Origin of the sequence: Burkholderia sp. Ap-955 (genome assembly GCF_011753045.1) — a bacterium.
In the GTDB taxonomy this organism is placed as follows: Bacteria; Pseudomonadota; Gammaproteobacteria; order Burkholderiales; family Burkholderiaceae; genus Burkholderia; species Burkholderia lata_D.
On sequence record NZ_VWWH01000043.1, the window covers coordinates 1 to 18498 of the forward strand.

The window sequence follows — 18498 nt, forward strand, 5'->3', positions numbered from 1 at the left end:
CGGTCACGCCCGCGCAGGCCGCCCGAACGGGGCCGACGGCGTGCCCGCCCGCGTTCCGGCCGCATCCGCTCGCCGATCCGGTAAAATTACGCGTTTCAGCACACTAACAAGCCGCGCCGCCGCGCGAGCCGACCCTCCGGGCCCCGCCCGGAGCGCCGCCCGCAACGGAGCGCCAGCGCCACGAAGGCTCTTCATGCTTACGTTTCAGCAAATCATCCTGACGCTGCAGTCCTACTGGGACAAGCAGGGTTGCGCCCTGCTCCAGCCCATCGACATGGAAGTCGGCGCGGGCACCTCGCACGTCCACACGTTCCTGCGCGCGGTCGGCCCCGAGCCGTGGCGCGCCGCGTACGTGCAGCCGTCGCGCCGCCCGAAGGACGGCCGTTACGGCGAGAACCCGAACCGCCTGCAGCACTACTACCAGTACCAGGTCGTGCTCAAGCCGGCGCCGGAAAACATCCTCGACCTGTACCTCGGCTCGCTCGAGGCGCTCGGCTTCGACCTGCAGCAGAACGACGTGCGTTTCGTCGAGGACGACTGGGAAAACCCGACGCTCGGCGCGTGGGGCCTCGGCTGGGAAGTGTGGCTGAACGGGATGGAAGTCACGCAGTTCACGTATTTCCAGCAGGTCGGCGGCCTCGACTGCAAGCCGGTGCTCGGCGAGATCACGTACGGCCTCGAACGCCTCGCGATGTACCTGCAGAAGGTCGAGAACGTGTACGACCTCGTGTGGACCGAGTGGGAAGAGCAAGGCCCGAACGGCCCCGAGCTGCGACGCCTGTCGTACGGCGACGTCTACCACCAGAACGAGGTCGAGCAATCGACCTACAACTTCGAGCACGCGAACGTCGACCTGCTGTTCACGTTCTTCAACAGCTACGAAGCGGAAGCGAAGAAAATGATCGACGCGCAGCTCGCGCTGCCCGCGTACGAGCTCGTGCTGAAGGCCGGTCACACGTTCAACCTGCTCGATGCGCGCGGCGCGATCTCGGTCACCGAGCGCGCGGCGTACATCGGCCGCATCCGCGCGCTGTCGCGTCTCGTCGCGCAGGCTTACTACGACTCGCGCGAGAAGCTCGGCTTCCCGATGCTCGGCAACCCGCCGGGCGTGCCGGGCCTCACCACCGACGCCCAGGACGCCGCACAGCCGGCGTGGGCGCCGCCGCTCAAGGTCGAACGCAAGATCGATCAGGACTGACGAGACGAGATTCATTCCAATCATGACGCACAATCATCCCGCCCCCCTGCTCGTCGAATTGCTGACCGAAGAGCTGCCGCCGAAGGCCCTCGCGCGCCTCGGCGACGCATTCGCCGAAGGTCTCGCGCAACGCCTCGCGGCGCGCGACCTCATCGAAGGCGAACTCGTGTTCGAACGCTATGCCACGCCGCGCCGCCTCGCCGTCGTCGTACAGAACGTGCGCGCCGTCGCCCCTGAAAAGCAGGTCCGCGAAAAGGTCCTGCCCGTGTCGGTCGCGCTCGACGCCGAAGGCAAGCCGACCGCGCCGCTCGCGAAGAAGCTCGCGGCGCTCGGCCACCCGAACCTGTCGATCGCCGATCTCGAGCGCGCGCAGGACGGCAAGGCCGAAGCGTTCTTCATCAACTATTCGGCAGCCGGCGCGACGCTCGCCGACGGCCTGCAGGCCGCGCTCGACGAAACGCTCGAGAAGCTGCCGATCCCGAAGGTGATGACCTACCAGCGCCCGGACGGCTCCGACGTGAAGTTCGTGCGCCCGGTGCATCGCCTGACGGTGCTGCACGACGATCGCGTCGTGCCCGTCACCGCATTCGGCGTCGACGCCGGCGACACCACGCTCGGCCACCGCTTCCTGTCCGACGGCCTCGTCGCGATCCAGCATGCGCGCACCTACGCCGACGCGCTGCGCGACAAGGGTCGCGTGATCGCGCACTTCGCCGATCGCCGCGAAACGATCCGCACGCAACTGAACGAGCACGCGAACGGCGATACCGTCGTGATGCCCGAGTCGCTGCTCGACGAAGTGACGTCGCTGGTCGAATGGCCCGTCGTCTACCCGTGCCGCTTCGAGGACGAATTCCTGCAGGTCCCGCAGGAATGCCTGATCCTCACGATGCAAACCAACCAGAAGTATTTCGCGCTGACCGACGTCGCCGGCAAGCTGCGCTCGCGCTTCCTGATCGTGTCGAACATCGAGACGAAGACGCCGGGCGAGATCATCGAAGGCAACGAGCGCGTCGTGCGCCCGCGCCTCGCCGATGCGAAGTTCTTCTTCGAGCAGGACAAGAAGAAGCCGCTCGCCGACCGCGTGCCGCAGCTCGCGAACGTCGTGTATCACAACAAGCTCGGTTCGGCGCTCGCACGCGTCGAGCGCCTCGAGGCGCTGGCCGGCGAGATCGCACCCGCGATCGGCGCCGACGCCACGCACGCGAAGCGCGCCGCGCGTCTCGCGAAGGCCGACCTGCTGACCGACATGGTCGGCGAGTTCCCGGAACTGCAGGGCACGATGGGCACGTACTACGCGCGCCACGACGGCGAAGCCGACGACGTCGCGCTCGCATGCGCCGAGCACTACCAGCCGCGCTTCTCCGGCGACGCACTGCCGACCACGCCGGTGTCGACCGCCGTCGCACTGGCCGACAAGCTCGAGACGATCGTCGGCATCTGGGGCATCGGCCTCGCGCCGACCGGCGAGAAGGATCCGTTCGCGCTGCGCCGCCACGCGCTCGGCGTGCTGCGCCTGCTGCTCGAGAAGCAGCTGCCGCTCGATCTCGTGTCGCTGCTGCGCACGGCCCATGCACGCTTCGAAGGCGTGCCGGGCGTGGCCGAATCGACCGATGCGATCCTCGCGTTCTTCATGGATCGCCTGCGCGGCCTGCTGCGCGAGCGCGGCTATTCGGCCGGTGAAATCGACGCGGTGCTGAGCCTGAACCCGACGCGCGTCGACGATCTCGTCGCACGCCTCGACGCGGTGCGCGAGTTCACGCGCCTCGCCGAAGCCGAAGCGCTCGCGGCCGCGAACAAGCGGATCTCGAACATCCTGAAGAAGTCGGAAGGCGGCGCGAACGGCACGGTGCAGCCGACGCTGCTCGTCGAGGCCGCCGAGAAGGCGCTGCACGAACAGCTCGCGGCCGTGACGCCGCACGTGCAGTCGCAGCTCGAGGCGCGCGCGTACACGGGCGCGCTGTCGGCGCTCGCCGCGCTGCGCGCACCGGTCGACACGTTCTTCAACGACGTGATGGTCAACGCGGAAGATCCGGCACTGCGCGCGAACCGTCTCGCCCTGCTGTCCGCGCTGCACCAGCAGATGAACTGCGTCGCCGACATCTCGAAGCTCGCTGCATAAGGGCCGCACGATGCCGACCAGCCCCAACCGAAAGCTCGTCGTCCTCGACCGGGACGGCGTGATCAACGTCGATTCGGATGCGTTCATCAAGACGCCCGACGAATGGATCGCGCTGCCCGGCGCCCTCGAGGCGATCGCCCGGCTCAACCACGCGGGGTATCGCGTGGTCGTCGCGACCAACCAGTCCGGCATCGGTCGCGGGCTGTTCGACATGGCTGCGCTCAACGAGATGCATCTGAAGATGCATCGCGCGGCGGCCTCGGTCGGCGCACGTATCGACGCGGTGTTCTTCTGCCCGCACACGGCCGAGGATCACTGCGACTGCCGCAAGCCGAAACCCGGCATGATGCAGATGATCGCCGAGCGCTTCGAGATCGATCCCGGTCACACGCCGGTCGTCGGCGATTCGCTGCGCGACCTGCAGGCCGGCATCGCGGTCGGCTTCCAGCCGCACCTCGTGCTCACCGGCAAGGGCAAGAAGACGCTCGCCGCCGGCAACCTGCCGCCCGGCACGAAGGTCCACGACGACCTGCGCGCGTTCGCGCTCGATTTCCTTTCACACGAACACGAGTGATGCAGCCGCCGCGCGCATCCTCCCTAACGCCAGACTTACGCCGATGCGCTTCGTCCGCTCCCTGCTGCTGCTGATCTACTTCATCCTGTACACGGTGCCGTACGCCACCGCGTGCTTCATCGCCTTTCCGTTCATGCGCTCCGACGCGCGCTACTGGATGGCCGCCGGCTGGTGCAAGTCGACGCTGTGGGTCGTGCGCTGGCTGAACGGCATCCGCTACCGGATCGAAGGGTACGAGAACCTGCCCGACGGCCCGGCGGTGCTGCTGTCGAAGCACCAGTCCGCGTGGGAGACGCTCGCGTTTCCGGCGCTGATGCCGAGGCCGCTTTGCTACGTGTTCAAGCGCGAGCTGCTGTACGTGCCGTTCTTCGGCTGGGCGCTCGGCATGCTGCACATGGTCAACATCAACCGCAAGGAAGGCAAGAACGCGTTCACGTCGGTGATCCGCCAGGGCAAGAAGCGCCTGTCGGAAGGCGCATGGATGATCATGTTCCCGGAAGGCACGCGCACGCCGGTCGGCAAGCAGGGCAAGTACAAGACGGGCGGCGCGCGCTTCGCGATCGAAACCGGCGCACCCGTCGTGCCGATCGCGCACAATGCAGGTCGGGTGTGGCCGCGCAACTCGTTCACGAAATTCCCGGGCGTCGTCACCGTGTCGATCGGCAAGCCGATCCCCAGCGAGGGGCTGACGCCCGATGCATTGAACTCGCAGGTCGAAGCATGGATCGAAGCGGAAATGCGCCGGATCGATCCCGATTCGTATCGCCAGGCAGGCAATGCGGGCACGCGCGATGCCGCGCGTGTCTGACGCCCCCAGGTTGCAGCCGTTGCGTACGACAAAAAGAAGCGAACTGATGAAACAGCGTCCGCGGCCACGGCCTGCCGTCGTGGCCCTCGATCATCGCCAGATGGACCTGCCGCTCTTCGACGGGCCGGCCGCCGCACCGTCGGCGCCCGCCACGCCGCCGGCGCCGCCCGAAGCAGCACCTGCCGCGCCCCTCGATCCGGGCCCGGCGCCCGACCGCTCGCGCGTGCGCACGTTCGCACTCGACAGCCGCGTGCTCGAATACCGCCTGAAGCGCTCCGCGCGCCGCACGATCGGCTTCACGATCGACGGCAGCGGGCTGTCGATCACCGCGCCGCGCTGGGTCACGCTCGCCGACATCGAAGCCGCGATCTCCGAGAAACAGCGCTGGATCTTCGCGAAGCTCGCGGAGTGGAAGACGCGCACCGAACAGCGCGCGCTGCCGCAGATCGACTGGCGCGACGGCGCGGCGCTTCCCTATCTCGGCAAGACGGTGACGATCGCGCTCGGCGCGGGCGCCGTCGCGTTCGATACCGATGCGCTGCGGCTCTCGCTGCCGCTGCCCGTGCAGGCCGACATGCAGCAGATCAAGGATCGCGTGCAGGGCTGGCTGCAGGGCGAAGCGAAGCGGATCTTCGGTGAACGCCTCTCCGTCTATGCGGAGAAACTCGGCGTCACGTATTCGATGTACGCGCTATCGTCGGCCGCGACGCGCTGGGGCAGCTGCTCGAGCGACGGCAAGATCCGGCTGAACTGGCGGCTGATCCATTTCCCGATGTCGATCATCGACTACGTCGTCGCGCACGAGCTGTCGCACCTGCGCGAGATGAACCACAGCCCGGCCTTCTGGCAGACCGTCGAATCGATCTTTCCCGAGTTCCGCGAAGCGCGGCACACACTCAAGCACCATCCTCCCGAGTTGCTGCCGTCGCTGTGACGCGCGCGGCGTCTCCGCCAACGAAAAAGGGCGATGCGGGTCACCCCGCATCGCCCTTTTTTGCTGCCGCGGCGCACATCGCACGCCGCAGCCCGGTTCATCCGGCGCTCAGTGCGCCTTCTTCTGGATGAACTCGATCTTGTAGCCGTCCGGATCCTCGACGAACGCGATCACGGTCGTGCCGTGCTTCATCGGGCCCGCTTCGCGCGTGACCTTGCCGCCTTGCGCCTTGATCTGCTCGCAGGCCTTGTACGCATCGTCGACTTCGAGCGCGAGGTGGCCGAAGCCGTTGCCGAGATCGTAGGCCGGCGTATCCCAGTTATGGGTCAGCTCGATCACCGTGTTGTCGCTTTCATCGCCGTAGCCGACGAATGCGAGCGTGAACTTGCCTTCCGGATAGTCGTCGCGGCGCAGCACCTTCATGCCGAGCAATTCGGTGTAGAACTTGATCGAGCGGTCGAGATCGCCGACTCGCAGCATCGTATGCAGCAATCGCATGTGTTGTACTCCTGTGGGGACTTTCCAGAACCGGGAACTCTACCAGAGTCGGGTGAATTTCGCCGGGGGCGCCTAGCCGGGGGCGCCTGGCCGCGGCCATCCAAGAGCGACCAGCAGGGGGCGCCTCGCCTGAACGCGGCCGATATGGCCCGTCGGCACCAACCGGCGCGAGCACAACGGTGTAAAACGGCACGATCCGGCTCGCCCGGCTACTGCGCCGATCGGGTAACATCCTTCCACCTCGCACCAAAAACGGGCATGCGACCCACTGCCCGAACGCGACCACCCCTTCCTCGAGACAGCCACACTGCCGTGCGAAACCGCCGATTCGAGCGCGCCGGATGCGCCGCCCTCCCGACCTTGCAGCCCCCGCGCCGAACCGGCGAGGCTCGCCGATGACCACGCTCGCCGCCGTCCCCATGCGCCGCGCGCTCGACACGCGCGCCGTCGGCCTGATGCTGCTGCTTTGCGCGATCTGGGGCTTCCAGCAAGTCGCGATCAAGAGCACGAACGCCGCGATCGCGCCGATGTTCCAGGCCGGGCTGCGCTCGGTGATCGCGGCGGTGCTGCTGTGGGGCTGGGCCCGCTCGCGCGGTACGCCGCTGTTCCAGGCGGACGGCACGTTCGGCGCGGGCCTCGCGGCCGGGGCGCTGTTCGCTGGTGAATTCATCTGCGTGTTCTTCGGGCTGACGCTGACGAGTGCGTCGCACATGGCGATCTTCCTGTACACGGCGCCCTGCTTCACCGCGCTCGGCCTGCATCTGTTCGCACCGGGCGAACGGCTGCAGCGCACGCAGTGGGCCGGCGTCGGCCTGGCATTCGCCGGCATCGCGCTCGCATTCGCGGACGGCTTCCTGAAACCGCGCGCACCCGGCGCATCGGTACTGGCCGGGCTCGCCGGCGACGCGCTCGGCATCCTCGGCGGCGCGATGTGGGCCGCGACGACGGTCGTCGTGCGCTCGACCGCGCTCGCACGGGCGAGCGCGAGCAAGACGTTGTTCTACCAGCTCGCGGTATCGGCGGTCGTGCTGGTCGCGCTTGCCGCACTGTTCGGCCAGGTGTCGTTCGCGCACGTCACGCCGGTCGCGGTGGCAAGCCTCGCGTACCAGTCGGTGATCGTCGCGTTCGTCAGCTACCTGTCGTGGTTCTGGCTGCTGACACGCTACAGCGCGTCACGGCTGTCGGTCTTCACGTTCCTGTCGCCGCTGTTCGGCGTCGCGTTCGGCGTGCTGCTGCTCGGCGAATCGGTCGGCTGGCGCTTCATGTCCGCGGCCGCGCTCGTGCTGACCGGCATCGCGCTCGTCAACGCGCCACCGCGCCGGCGGGCGTGACGACCCGGCGCAACACGCGCGGGCCCACGCAATAAAAAAGGCTGCCTCGCAGGGCAGCCTCTTCTTCCCATCCGGTCCGGCTCGCGTGACCGGCCTCAACCGGCCTTGCGCACCGCCGCGAGCGCCTGCGCGACGCCGACGTACTCAGCCACGCTCACGTCCTCCGCACGGCGCGCGAGATCGAAGCCGAGCGCGTCGAAATCGATCGTCTCGCGATAGTCGCCGAGCGTATTGCGCAGCATCTTGCGGCGCTGCGAAAACGCGGCGGTGACGATTTCACCGAGCAGCACCGGATCGACGTCCGGCAATTCGTGCGGTTCGTACGGAATCATCCGGACGATCGCCGAATCGACCTTCGGCGGCGGCTGGAACGATTCCGGCGGCACGTCGAGCATCTTCTCCATCACGTAGCGGTACTGCAGCATCACCGACAGACGCGAAAACGCTTTCGTGCCGGGCTCCGCGACCATCCGTTCGACGACTTCGTTCTGCAGCATGAAATGCTGGTCGATGACCGCATCGGCGAACGTCATCAGGTGAAACAGCAGCGGGCTGGAAATGTTGTACGGCAGGTTGCCGACGATTCGCAGCGACGGCTTGTCGCCGGGCGCCGCGAGCGACCGGAAGTCGAACGCGAGCGCGTCGCCCGCGTGCAGTTCGAGCAGCGCGCCGAAGCGTTGCTGCAGGCGCCCGATCAGGTCGCGGTCGAGCTCGACCGCATGCAGCGGCGACTCGGGCGTCGCGAGGCGCTCGATCAGCGGCTCGGTCAGCGCGCCGAGCCCGGGGCCGATCTCGACCATGCGCTGGCCGCGCGCGGGGCCGATCGTCGAGACGATCGAGTCGATCACTCCGTGATCGACGAGGAAGTTCTGCCCGAAGCGCTTGCGCGCGAAATGGCCTTGGTGCTGTCTGCTGTTCGACATCGACTGAGTAAAACGAAAAATACGACGAAAGAGGTGAAGCCGGGCCGCGTCAGGCCGTGCGGCGATGGCGCGCCATCGTGACGGCCGTGTCGAGCGCGGCGATCATACTGCCCGGATCCGCGCGGCCGGTGCCGGCCAGATCGAGTGCCGTGCCGTGATCGACCGACGTCCGGATGATCGGCAGCCCGAGCGTCACGTTGATGCCCTCGCCGAACGTCGCATACTTCAGCACGGGCAGACCCTGGTCATGGAACATCGCGAGCACGCAATCGGCGTCCGCGAGATGGCGCGGCTGGAACAGCGTGTCGGCCGGATACGGGCCGCGCGCGTCGATGCCCTGCGCGTTCGCGCGGGCCAGCGCCGGCGAGATCACGTCGATCTCCTCGCGGCCGAGATAACCGTTCTCGCCCGCGTGCGGGTTCAGGCCCGTCACGAGGATGCGTGGTGCGGCGAGACCGAAGTCGCGCCGCAGGTCGCGATCGATGATCGCGAGTGTCTCGACGAGCCCGTCGATCGTGAGTGCGGCCGACACCTCCTTCAGCGACAGGTGCGTGGTCGCGAGCGCGACGCGCAGCGGCTTGTGGCCGGTACCGGCCAGCATCATCACGACACGCGGCGTATGCGTGCGCTCCGCCAGGTATTCGGTATGGCCGGTGAACGGCACGCCCGCATCGTTGATGGTGCTCTTCTGCAGCGGCGCGGTGACGATCGCATCGTACCGGCCTGCCAGCGCACCGTCGATCGCCGCGTCGAGCAACCCGAGCACGTACGGGCCGTTCGCGGCGTCCAGCTTGCCCGCCTGCGCGGGCACGGCGAGCGCGTGATGCGCGACCGACACCGGCCCGCTGCCGGCCAGTGCGGCCCGGTCGGCGCCGACGGCCGCCGCACGCGCGTCGAGCAGCGCCGCATCGCCGAGCACGGTGAAATGCGCGTCGGGCCAGCGCTGCGCGGCATCACGCAGCGCCTGCACGGTCAGCTCCGGGCCGACCCCCGCGGGTTCGCCAGTCGTGATCGCGATCTGCAGCGCGGGTGTGGTCATCTGAAGCTCGCTCAGTTCGCCGGGCCGACGCCGCCGATCTTGTACTGCACGTACGACGAATCGCGCAGCTCGCGCAGCCAGTCGGCATACGCCTGCTCGGCCTTGCGCTGGCCGATCGCCTGACGCGCGATATCCATCTGCTGCTGCACCGAGCCTTCCGCCTCGCGGCGCTCGACCACCTGGATCAGGTGATAGCCGTATTCGGTACGAATCGGCTGGCTGATCTGGCCGGCCTGCAGGTTGTTCATCGCGCGCTCGAATTCCGGCACGGTCTCGCCCGGGCTGATCCAGCCGAGATCGCCGCCCTGCGATGCCGAACCGTCCTGCGAGTAGGTGCGCGCGAACTTCTCGAAATCGCCGCCGGCCTCGACCTGCTTGCGGATGTCCTGCAACTGCTGGCGCGCCTGGCCTTCCGACTTGCCTTCGCCCACGCGCAGCAGGATGTGGCGCACGTGCGTCTGGACGATCTTCGGTGCGGCGGCGGTCGCGCCCTGGCTCTGGCGGCGATCGACGAGACGCACGATCTCGAAGCCGTCCGGCACGCGGATCAGCGTCGGGTTGACCTGGCCCGGGCGCAGCTTCGATGCGGCGTCGACGACGTCGGCCGGCAGCGCGCTCGGTGCCTTGAAGCCGAGGTCGCCGCCCTTCTTCGCGTCGTTCGCTTCCGAATTGTTCTTCGCGAGCTTCTCGAAATCGGCGCCCGACTTCGCCTGCTGCAGCAACGCGTCAGCCTTCTTCTGCGCGACTTCGATGTCGGCCTGCGGCGCGTTGGTCGGCGCCTTGATGAAGATGTGCTGGAAGCGCAGGTCCTGCTGTTGCGACGCATTCGGCCCGCGCTGGCTCGCGATGTAGTTCGCGACCTCGGCGTCCGACACGGTGATCTTGCCGTCGACCTCGCGCTCGCGCAGCTTCGACAGCATCAGTTCGGTACGCGCGTCGCTCGTGAAGATGCTCCAGGGCACGCCTTGCGCCTCGAGACGCGCGCGGTACTGCTCGAGCGTCATGCCGTTCGCCTGCGCGAGACGCTGCAGCGTGGCCTGCACGGTCGCGTCGTCGATGCGGATCCCGTCGTCCTTGGCCTTCTGCACCTGGATACGCTCGAGCACCATCTGGTTCAGCACCTGCGCGCGCAGCTGGTCGGTCGGCGGCACGGGTGCGTTCTGCTGCTGCAGCCGGCGCGCGATCAGGCCGGCACGCTGGTCGAGTTCGCGGCCCGTGATCACGTCGTTGTTGACGACCGCGACGACTTCGTCGGCGAGCTGCGCACCTTGCGAACCGAGCGCCTGCGCCGCGACCGGCGCGGCGGCGAGCAGCGCGGAGGCCGCAGCGAGGCTGGACACGACTGCCGCGAAACGAAGGGTTTTCTTCATTGCCACTGGAACTCCATTGAAATCGTGCTGACCGGTGCAGACAAGCCGGCGTTACTCGTAGTTGCTGAAGCGGGACATCGGCGGCGGCGGCGGCGGCAGCGGCGTGTAGCCCGGCACCCCGGCGCGGAATGCGGACACGAGGCCGTTGTCGACGGTCGACAGGCCCTTGAGCGTCAGCTGCATCATGACTCGCGTCGACGAGTTCTGCTGTCCCGACGAATTGATGCCGTTCGCCGCCCGTTGCACCCCGACCCCGAGCGCCCAGCAATCCGCGTCGTATTGTAAGCCGACCAGACCGTCGACCACGCGATCACCGGCGAGGTCGTAGTTGAAGCGGCCGATCGCATACAGGCGGCGCGTGAGCGGCCATTGCGCGGACACCAGGAACTGGTTGATCGGCTGGTTGTCGAGCGTGGTGTTCGATCGCGTGTAGCGGTAGCCGACGTTGATCACGCGGCGCTCGCCCGGGCTGTAGCCGAAACCGACGCTCGACTTCACGAGCTGGTTGTTGTTCTGGTTGTACTGGAACGCCGTCTCCGACATGAAGCCCGAGCCGAGCTTCAGCGCGGCGCCGACGATCAGGTCAGAGTGGCGCGCCAGCACGGCGCTCTGCCCGGGAGTCAGCGTGACGCGCTGATCGGCGAAGTAGTACTGCTGCGCGATCACGAAACGCGCGCGCTCGTCACCGGTGCGCGGGTCGATGAAGCGCGACGTGAGGCCGGCCGTGATCCGGTTCGCGTCGGCGATCCGGTCGTTGCCGACGAACGTGTTCGGCTGGTAGATCTCCGCGAGGCCGAAGTCCGACTCCGCGGTGTCGAACAGCGGCGCGTTCGACTGGTCGCGATACGGCGTGTACACGTAGTACAGGCGCGGCTCGAGGGTCTGGATGAAATCCTGGCCGAACAGGCGTACCGAGCGGTCGAAGATCAGGCCCGAATCGAAGCTCACGGTCGGGATCGACTCGGTGAAGCGCTTCGGGCTGTTCGGCGTGCTCGACGACAGGTAGTTCAGGTCGTACGACGCGAAGTGGTACTGGACCTTCGGCACGACGAAGTAGCCGGGGCCGTATACGCCGTACGCGATGTACGGGTTGAAGACGATCCGGTCACCCTGGGTCGCATCGGCCGTCGTGATGCGGAACCGCGAATAGTCGGCTTCCGCGCCGAAGTCGAAGCCGCCGACGTTGTACTTCGTGTACTTCACGTTCAACTGCGGCTCGCGGCTGTAAGGCGCGATCGACGGCGGCAGCGTCTGCCAGTGCTGGTAGCGCGCGAGCACCGACCACGGGCCGTTGTTGTACGTGAGGCCCGCTTCCTGCTGGTACAGCGTCTGCGTCCCGTTGATGAACTGGTTCGCCGACCCGAGGTCTTCGGGATACGTATTGTCCGAGACCTTGTTGTAGTAGACATAGCCGCCGAAGCCGCCGCCGAAGTTCTGCTGGTGCTGCCAGTAGATCGCGTAACGGTTGCGGTGCGCGAGCCGGTCATCCGGCAGGTAATTGGCCGTAAACGTGCCCGAATACGACGGCGACAGGTAGCGGAACGTCGCCTCGGTCATCACGCCACGCCGCGAGATGATGCGCGGCGTGAGCGTCAGGTCGCGGTTCGGCGCGATGTTGAAGTAGTACGGCAGCGACAGTTCGAACCCGTTGCTCGAGTTCATCGCGAACGTCGGCGGCAGCAGGCCGCTGCGCCGCTCGCCCGACAGCGGGAATGTCATCCACGGGCTCGCGAAGATCGGCACGCCCTGGAAGAACAGCACGCCGTTGCGCGCGGTGCCTTCGTCGGCGCCCGTATCGAAGTCGAAGCGGCTGCCCTTGATGTACCACGCGGGGTTCGTCGAACACTGGCACGCGGTATAGGTGCCGTTGACGAACACCGAGCGCTCGTTGTCGACCATGTCGACGCGTTCCGCGCTGCCCGACCCGCCCGTCACGTTGAAGTGGTACTTCGGCGCGGTCATGAAGCCCTGGTTCGCCTCGATCTTCAGGTGCGCCTCGGGGCCGGCGAACGACGTGCCGCCATTGACCACCTTGACCTGGCCGTACGCATCGGCCATGTCGGTATCCTGATCGTAGTGGATCGCGTCGGCCTTCACGACGGCGTCACCGCGCCGCAGCTCGGCCGAACCCTTCGCGGCGAGATCCTGCTCGGCCGTGCCGCTCGTGTGGTCGGCGATCACGAAGGCGGCCGGCTTCGCGCCGTCCTTCAGCGGATGATCCTCGAGCTGGGGCGCGAGACGCAGATCCCACGGCGAGTCGAGCGGCTGCGGCTGCGCGGCCGCGCCCGACAGCTGCGCGTACGACACGGCCGGCACGAGGCCGGGCACGGCCAGGAGTGCGAGCGCGAGCCGCCGTTTGCGCGGCGCCCCGTCACCGGGGAAAACATTCGGGAATAGCGGTTTGGGCGGCATCTATCGTTTGGCGAATCGCCCCTTGTCAACCGCGCCGTCGCGGCACATTCGCGCGCGGCGGGCCGCACCGTCGCACCGCGACTGCGGCTGAGCGCAAACCGGGGAGGCGTTCGGGCGACCGCGCGACAGGCGGTGGGCCTGCACGGCGGAAAGCTGACGCGGGGCGCGTCAAAAAAGTCGTGGGGTATTATATGGCAAGACGTTCCCCCCTCCTCCGAGTTTCATGACGCCCCCATCCGCCGCATCCCAGCCCGACGCCCGCCTCGAAGCGCTCACCGCGTGGCTGCACCCGCTCGCCGAACGCTATGCGCTCGACCTGTCGACCCTCGCGCCCGCCTCGTCGGACGCCAGTTTCCGCCGCTATTTCCGTGTCGCGTCGGCCACGAGCGCCGGCGGCACGCTGATCGCCGTCGACGCGCCGCCGCCCGAAAAGTGCCGCGAGTTCGTCCAGGTCGCGCAACTGCTCGCTGCGGCCGGCGACCACGTGCCGGACGTGCTGGCCCACGATTTCGACGCGGGCTTCATGCTCGTGACCGATCTCGGCCGCACGTCGTACATCTCGGTGCTCGATCCGGCCGACCCGGCCGCCGCAAAACCGCTGATGCGCGCGGCGCTCGACGCGCTGATCCGCTTCCAGCTCACGTCGACGCCTGACGTGCTGCCGCCGTTCGACGAAGCATTCCTGCGCCGCGAGATGGAGCTGATGCCCGAATGGTTCGTCGGCCGCCACCTCGGCAAGCCGGTCACCGACGCGATGCGCGGCACGCTCGACCGCACCTTCGCGCTGCTGGTCGCCAGCGCGCACGCGCAGCCGCAGGGTTTCATGCTGCGCGACTTCATGCCGCGCAACCTGATGGTGTGCGAGCCGAACCCGGGCATCCTCGACTTCCAGGACGCCGTCTACGGGCCGCTGACGTACGACGTCGTGTCGCTGCTGCGCGATGCGTTCATCAGCTGGGACGAGGAATTCGAGCTCGACTGCTTCGCGTACTACTGGGAAAAGGCGAAAAAGGCCGGCCTGCCGGTCGACCCCGACTTCGGCGAGTTCTACCGCCAGCTCGAATGGATGGGGCTGCAGCGCCACATCAAGGTGCTCGGCCTGTTCGCGCGTATCAATTACCGCGACGGCAAGCCGCACTACCTGAACGACCTGCCGCGCTTCATCGCGTATGCGCGCAAGGTCGCGCTGCGCTATCGCCCGCTCGTGCCGTTCGCGAAGCTGCTCGACGAGCTCGAGGGCAACGCGCCGGCCGACGTGGGCTATACGTTCTGATCGTTCCGACTCTCCTGACACCCGGCCGAACATGAGCAACACCCTGACCACGGCGATGATCTTCGCCGCCGGACGCGGCGAACGGATGCGCCCGCTCACCGACACCCGCCCGAAGCCGCTGCTCGAAGCGGGCGGCAAGCCGCTGATCGTGTGGCAGATCGAAGCGCTCGCGCGTGCGGGCATCGAGACGATCGTGATCAACCACGCGTGGCTCGGCGAGCAGATCGAGGCTGCGCTCGGCGACGGTTCGCGCTGGGGCGTGCGGCTCGCGTATTCGGCCGAGGGCGAGGCGCTGGAAACCGCGGGCGGCATCGCACAGGCGTTGCCGCTGCTCGAGCGCGACGGGCAGCCGGCCGTGTTCGCGGCGGTCAGCGGCGACGTCTACTGCGCGTTCGATTACCGATCGCTCGCGCCGCGCGCCGCCCGGATGGCCGCGCTCGACGCGCCGGCGATGCACCTCGTGATGGTGCCGAACCCGCCGTTCCACCCGGCCGGCGACTTCGCGCTCGGCGACGACGGCCGCCTTGCGCTCGACGGCGCCGCGCGCTTCACGTTCGGCAACATCGGCCTGTACGACACGCGGATGTTCCGCGATCTCGCGCCCGGCACACGGCGTGCGCTGACGCCGTACTATCGCGCGGCGATCGAGGCCGGCCGCGCGAGCGGCGAACTGTACGAAGGTATCTGGGAGAACGTCGGCACGCCCGCGCAGCTCGGCGAGCTGGATGCGCGGCTGCGCGCCGCGGAGTGACCGGCTGACGGGTCGTTGGGCTGATTGATCCGCTGGTTGGTTGAGCGGCTGGTCAGTTGGCCGGCTGTTTAGTTGGCCGGCTGTTTAGCTGGCTGACTGGCTGGTTGGCTAACCGGCAAACTGGCCGGTTTGGCTTGACCGATCAACAGGTCCAGCGCCAGCCGGACCGTCATGCCGGCCCGACTCTGCCCATCGAGCGAGCCCCCTTCCGCCGCGCGCCCCCGCGCGCAGCACCGCCGCTCACGCGGCTTCCGCCTCTTCCCCGCCCGCCGCCGCGCGCTGCTGCTGCAGCGCCCACATCTGCGCATACAGCCCGTCGGCGCGCACGAGTTCGTCGTGCGTGCCGCGCTCGACGATCCGCCCGTGGTCCATCACGAGGATCTGCTGCGCGTGCACGACCGTCGACAGCCGGTGCGCGATCACGAGCGTCGTGCGATGCCGCGCGATCTGGTCGAGTTCGTGCTGGATCGCGCGCTCCGAGCGCGAGTCGAGCGCCGACGTCGCTTCATCGAACAGCAGCACCGGCGGGTTCTTCAACAGCGTGCGCGCGATCGCGACGCGCTGCTTCTCGCCGCCCGACAGCTTCAGCCCGCGCTCGCCGACCGGCGTGTCATAGCCCTTCGGCAGGCTTTCGATGAAATCGTGGATGTGCGCGGCGCGCGCGGCCGCGATCACCTCGTCGCGGGTCGCGGTCGGCCGGCCGTACGCGATGTTGTAGTAGATCGAGTCGTTGAACAGCACGGTGTCCTGCGGCACGATCCCGATCGACGCGCGCAGCGAATCCTGCGTGACGTCGCGGATGTCCTGGCCGTCGATCCGGATCGCGCCGCCCGCCTGCCGGTCGAGATCGTAGAAGCGGAACAGCAGCCGCGACAGTGTCGACTTCCCGGAGCCGCTGTGGCCGACCACCGCGGTCGTCGTGCCCGCGTCGATCGTGAACGACACATCGTGCAGGATCTGCCGCGCAGGCTCGTACGCGAAATTCACGTGCTCGAAGCGCACCTGTGCGCCGGCGACCGCAAGCGGCCGCGCATCGGGCAAATCGGCCACTTCCTTCGCGGCCGACAGCAGCCCGAACATGCGATCCATGTCGGTGAGGCTCTGCTTCAGCTCGCGATAGACGACGCCGAGAAAATTCAGCGGAATGTACAGCTGCAGCATGAACGTGTTGATCAGGACCAGATCGCCGAGCGTCAGCTTGCCTGCGAGCACGCCCTGCGTCGCGCGCCACAGGATGAACACGAGCCCCGTGCCGATGATCGCCTGCTGGCCGAAGTTCAGCACCGACAGCGAATTCTGCGAACGGATCGCGGCTTTCCGGTAGCGCTTCAGGTTCTCGTCGTAGCGCTGCGCTTCCCACTCCTCGTTGCCGAAATACTTCACCGTCTCGTAGTTGATCAGCGAATCGATCGCCCGCGAGTTCGCGCGCGAATCGAGTTCGTTCATCGTGCGGCGGAAATGCGTGCGCCAGTTGGTGACCTTCACCGTGAACACGATGTACGTGACCAGCGCCGCGAACGTCACGTACGCGTAATAGGCCTCGTACTTGACCACGAAGAAGCCGAGCACGAGCCCGACCTCGACGAGCGTCGGCAGGATGCTGTACAGCGAATATGAAATCAGCTGCTGGATGCCGCGCGTGCCGCGCTCGATGTCGCGCGACATGCCGCCCGTCTGGCGTTCGAGATGAAACCGCAGCGACAGCCCGTGCAGATGCCTGAACACCTGCAGCGCGAGCTGGCGCACCGCGCTCTCGGTGACCTTCGAGAACAGGATCTCGCGCAGCTCGGTGAAGAGCGACGTCGACAGCCGCACCAGCGCATACGCGACGACCAGCAGCCCCACGCCGCCCGCGAGCACGATACCGGCCGACTGTTCGGCGCGGCCGATCGCGGTGATCTGCTGGACGTAGGACAGGTGGTCGACGATGCGCTTCATCACGACCGGCACGCCGAGGTTCGCGACCTTCGCGCCGATCAGGCAGCCGAGCGCGAGCGCGACGCGCCATTTGTAGGTGGTCAGGTACGGCAGCAGCGACCGGATGGTCTGCCAGTCGTTGCGGGGCCCGGTCGAAGCCGGCGCGGGCTCGCCGGAAGCAGGAAATCGGCGCATGGGGGGAAGGATCGGCGGCAGTGCCGGACGCGTGCAGCGGCGGCCGGCTCGCTCACTTTCTCGTACAATTTGCGAACGTTGTATTGTCGCAGAAGCCGCTTCGCGCCGCTGCCGGCGCCCTCGCCGGCCGGCCTGCGCGCGGCGGCCCATTTATTACAGGATGAAAGCCCCCGCCATGACCGATTCGACCCTCGAACTCCCGCAAAAGCAGCCCGCGCTGCGCGTCGTCCCGCAACCGCACGACGCGAACGTCCACGGCGACGTGTTCGGCGGCTGGATCATGTCGCAGGTCGACATCGCCGGCTCGATCCCCGCGAGCCAGCGCGCGAACGGTCGCGTCGCGACGGTCGCGGTCAATTCGTTCGTGTTCAAGCAGCCGGTGTTCGTCGGTGATCTGCTGAGCTTCTACGCGACCATCACGCGTACCGGCAACACGTCGATCACGGTCGACGTCGAGGTGTACGCGCAGCGCATGCGCCTGATGGGCGAAGTCGTGAAGGTCACCGAAGCGACGCTCACCTACGTCGCGACCGGCACCGACCGCAAGCCGCGGCAACTGCCGCCGCTCTGACGGACGAGCGCCGCGCGGCGGCGCTTCCCCAGGCTTCGGCCGCCTCAGTGCGTGGCCGTCAGCCCGAACTCCCGCATCGCGGGCACGAAATCGTGGTTCAGCTTCGGCTTGCGCGACAGCTTCACCAGCACGTAGCGCTGGAACGGCGCGAGCCGCTGCCACTGCGCGAGCTCGGGCGCCGTCAGCCCGGCCAGCGCGCTCTGCTGCACGAGCGCCTCCGGCACGATGTCGGTGGCGCGCCAGGTCGGCTGCTCGTCCGGCTGGAACCACGAGGGTTCCAGGTCCGCGTGCGTGCGCAGCATTTCGAACAGCGCGTGATCGAAGTTGGGCTCGATCGCGGTGTCCTCGTCGGCCGGAAAGCGCGCGAGCAGCTTGCGGTCCTCGAGCGGCAGCAACTGCCACTGCTCCAGTGAAATCCGCAGACCGAAACGGTCGAGATTGAAACGCACGATCATCGGGATGTACGTGAAGTTTTCCGACGAATCGTGTTCGAAGGCGAATAGCAGTGGAGCGTCGCTGAGTCCCATGATCGTTACCTGATGTGGCGGATACCGGCGCGGCCGGCTTGCCTGGGGTATTTTA

16 protein-coding genes are annotated in these 18498 nt (G+C 67.6%); 9 read left to right on the top strand and 7 right to left on the bottom strand.

Going from position 1 to position 18498, the window contains the following annotated elements; translation table 11 throughout:
• The first annotated feature begins 193 nt into the window (after positions 1–193).
• The 5 genes from glyQ to F3J15_RS21795 are packed head-to-tail and all read left to right on the top strand — an operon-like array spanning position 194 to position 5636.
• Positions 194–1198 (top strand): glycine--tRNA ligase subunit alpha, encoded by a 1005-nt coding sequence (glyQ, locus tag F3J15_RS21775; protein ID WP_011885965.1) that lies wholly within the window; start codon positions 194–196, stop codon positions 1196–1198.
• Positions 1199–1220: 22 nt separating this feature from the next.
• Positions 1221–3320, top strand: a complete 2100-nt coding sequence (gene glyS, locus F3J15_RS21780; RefSeq protein WP_166893962.1) for a glycine--tRNA ligase subunit beta — start codon at positions 1221–1223, stop codon at positions 3318–3320.
• A gap of 10 nt (positions 3321–3330) precedes the next feature.
• Positions 3331–3894 carry a D-glycero-beta-D-manno-heptose 1,7-bisphosphate 7-phosphatase gene (gene gmhB, locus F3J15_RS21785; RefSeq protein WP_089446369.1) on the top strand — a complete coding sequence of 188 codons (564 nt, stop codon included), beginning with the start codon at positions 3331–3333 and terminating at the stop codon, positions 3892–3894.
• A 43-nt stretch (positions 3895–3937) separates the two neighbouring features.
• The gene (locus F3J15_RS21790; RefSeq protein ID WP_011353136.1) at positions 3938–4702 is read left to right on the top strand and encodes a lysophospholipid acyltransferase family protein; all 765 of its coding nucleotides are present in this window, start codon (positions 3938–3940) and stop codon (positions 4700–4702) included.
• A 46-nt stretch (positions 4703–4748) separates the two neighbouring features.
• Positions 4749–5636 carry a SprT family zinc-dependent metalloprotease gene (locus F3J15_RS21795; protein ID WP_089446370.1) on the top strand — a complete coding sequence of 296 codons (888 nt, stop codon included), beginning with the start codon at positions 4749–4751 and terminating at the stop codon, positions 5634–5636.
• A 108-nt stretch (positions 5637–5744) separates the two neighbouring features.
• On the opposite strand, the gene gloA is transcribed toward F3J15_RS21795, so the two are convergent.
• Complete coding sequence (gene gloA, locus F3J15_RS21800; protein WP_069248815.1) at positions 5745–6134, bottom strand: lactoylglutathione lyase; 390 nt, start codon at positions 6132–6134, stop codon at positions 5745–5747.
• A gap of 395 nt (positions 6135–6529) precedes the next feature.
• On the opposite strand from gloA, the gene F3J15_RS21805 reads away from it, so the two are divergent.
• Positions 6530–7465, top strand: a complete 936-nt coding sequence (locus tag F3J15_RS21805; RefSeq protein WP_069249362.1) for a DMT family transporter — start codon at positions 6530–6532, stop codon at positions 7463–7465.
• Between the two features lie 95 nt (positions 7466–7560).
• On the opposite strand, the gene rsmA is transcribed toward F3J15_RS21805, so the two are convergent.
• The 4 genes from rsmA to F3J15_RS21825 are packed head-to-tail and all read right to left on the bottom strand — an operon-like array spanning position 7561 to position 13209.
• A complete protein-coding gene (rsmA, locus tag F3J15_RS21810) occupies positions 7561–8388 on the bottom strand; it encodes a 16S rRNA (adenine(1518)-N(6)/adenine(1519)-N(6))-dimethyltransferase RsmA (RefSeq protein WP_047852199.1) in 828 nt (275 codons plus the stop codon).
• Positions 8389–8437: 49 nt separating this feature from the next.
• Positions 8438–9427 carry a 4-hydroxythreonine-4-phosphate dehydrogenase PdxA gene (gene pdxA, locus F3J15_RS21815; protein WP_166893963.1) on the bottom strand — a complete coding sequence of 330 codons (990 nt, stop codon included), beginning with the start codon at positions 9425–9427 and terminating at the stop codon, positions 8438–8440.
• A gap of 11 nt (positions 9428–9438) precedes the next feature.
• A complete protein-coding gene (locus F3J15_RS21820) occupies positions 9439–10797 on the bottom strand; it encodes a peptidylprolyl isomerase (RefSeq protein ID WP_089446373.1) in 1359 nt (452 codons plus the stop codon).
• 51 nt (positions 10798–10848) lie between these two features.
• Positions 10849–13209 (bottom strand): LPS-assembly protein LptD, encoded by a 2361-nt coding sequence (locus tag F3J15_RS21825; protein ID WP_166893964.1) that lies wholly within the window; start codon positions 13207–13209, stop codon positions 10849–10851.
• A gap of 223 nt (positions 13210–13432) precedes the next feature.
• Between F3J15_RS21825 and F3J15_RS21830 the strand changes: the two genes are divergently transcribed.
• Both F3J15_RS21830 and murU read left to right on the top strand, forming a co-directional pair.
• Positions 13433–14482, top strand: coding sequence for a phosphotransferase (locus F3J15_RS21830; RefSeq protein ID WP_166893966.1), 1050 nt, complete (start codon positions 13433–13435; stop codon positions 14480–14482).
• Positions 14483–14513: 31 nt separating this feature from the next.
• Complete coding sequence (gene murU, locus F3J15_RS21835) at positions 14514–15233, top strand: N-acetylmuramate alpha-1-phosphate uridylyltransferase MurU (RefSeq protein ID WP_089446376.1); 720 nt, start codon at positions 14514–14516, stop codon at positions 15231–15233.
• A 240-nt stretch (positions 15234–15473) separates the two neighbouring features.
• On the opposite strand, the gene F3J15_RS21840 is transcribed toward murU, so the two are convergent.
• Entirely contained in the window at positions 15474–17345 is a 1872-nt protein-coding gene (locus tag F3J15_RS21840; RefSeq protein ID WP_046546241.1) for an ABC transporter ATP-binding protein/permease, read from the bottom strand.
• A gap of 175 nt (positions 17346–17520) precedes the next feature.
• Between F3J15_RS21840 and F3J15_RS21845 the strand changes: the two genes are divergently transcribed.
• Positions 17521–17916: a hotdog domain-containing protein gene (locus tag F3J15_RS21845; protein ID WP_041492954.1), complete on the top strand. Its 396-nt coding sequence runs from the start codon at positions 17521–17523 to the stop codon at positions 17914–17916.
• A gap of 44 nt (positions 17917–17960) precedes the next feature.
• On the opposite strand, the gene F3J15_RS21850 is transcribed toward F3J15_RS21845, so the two are convergent.
• Positions 17961–18443, bottom strand: coding sequence for a nitrate reductase associated protein (locus F3J15_RS21850; RefSeq protein ID WP_089446377.1), 483 nt, complete (start codon positions 18441–18443; stop codon positions 17961–17963).
• Between the last annotated feature and the right edge of the window lie 55 nt (positions 18444–18498).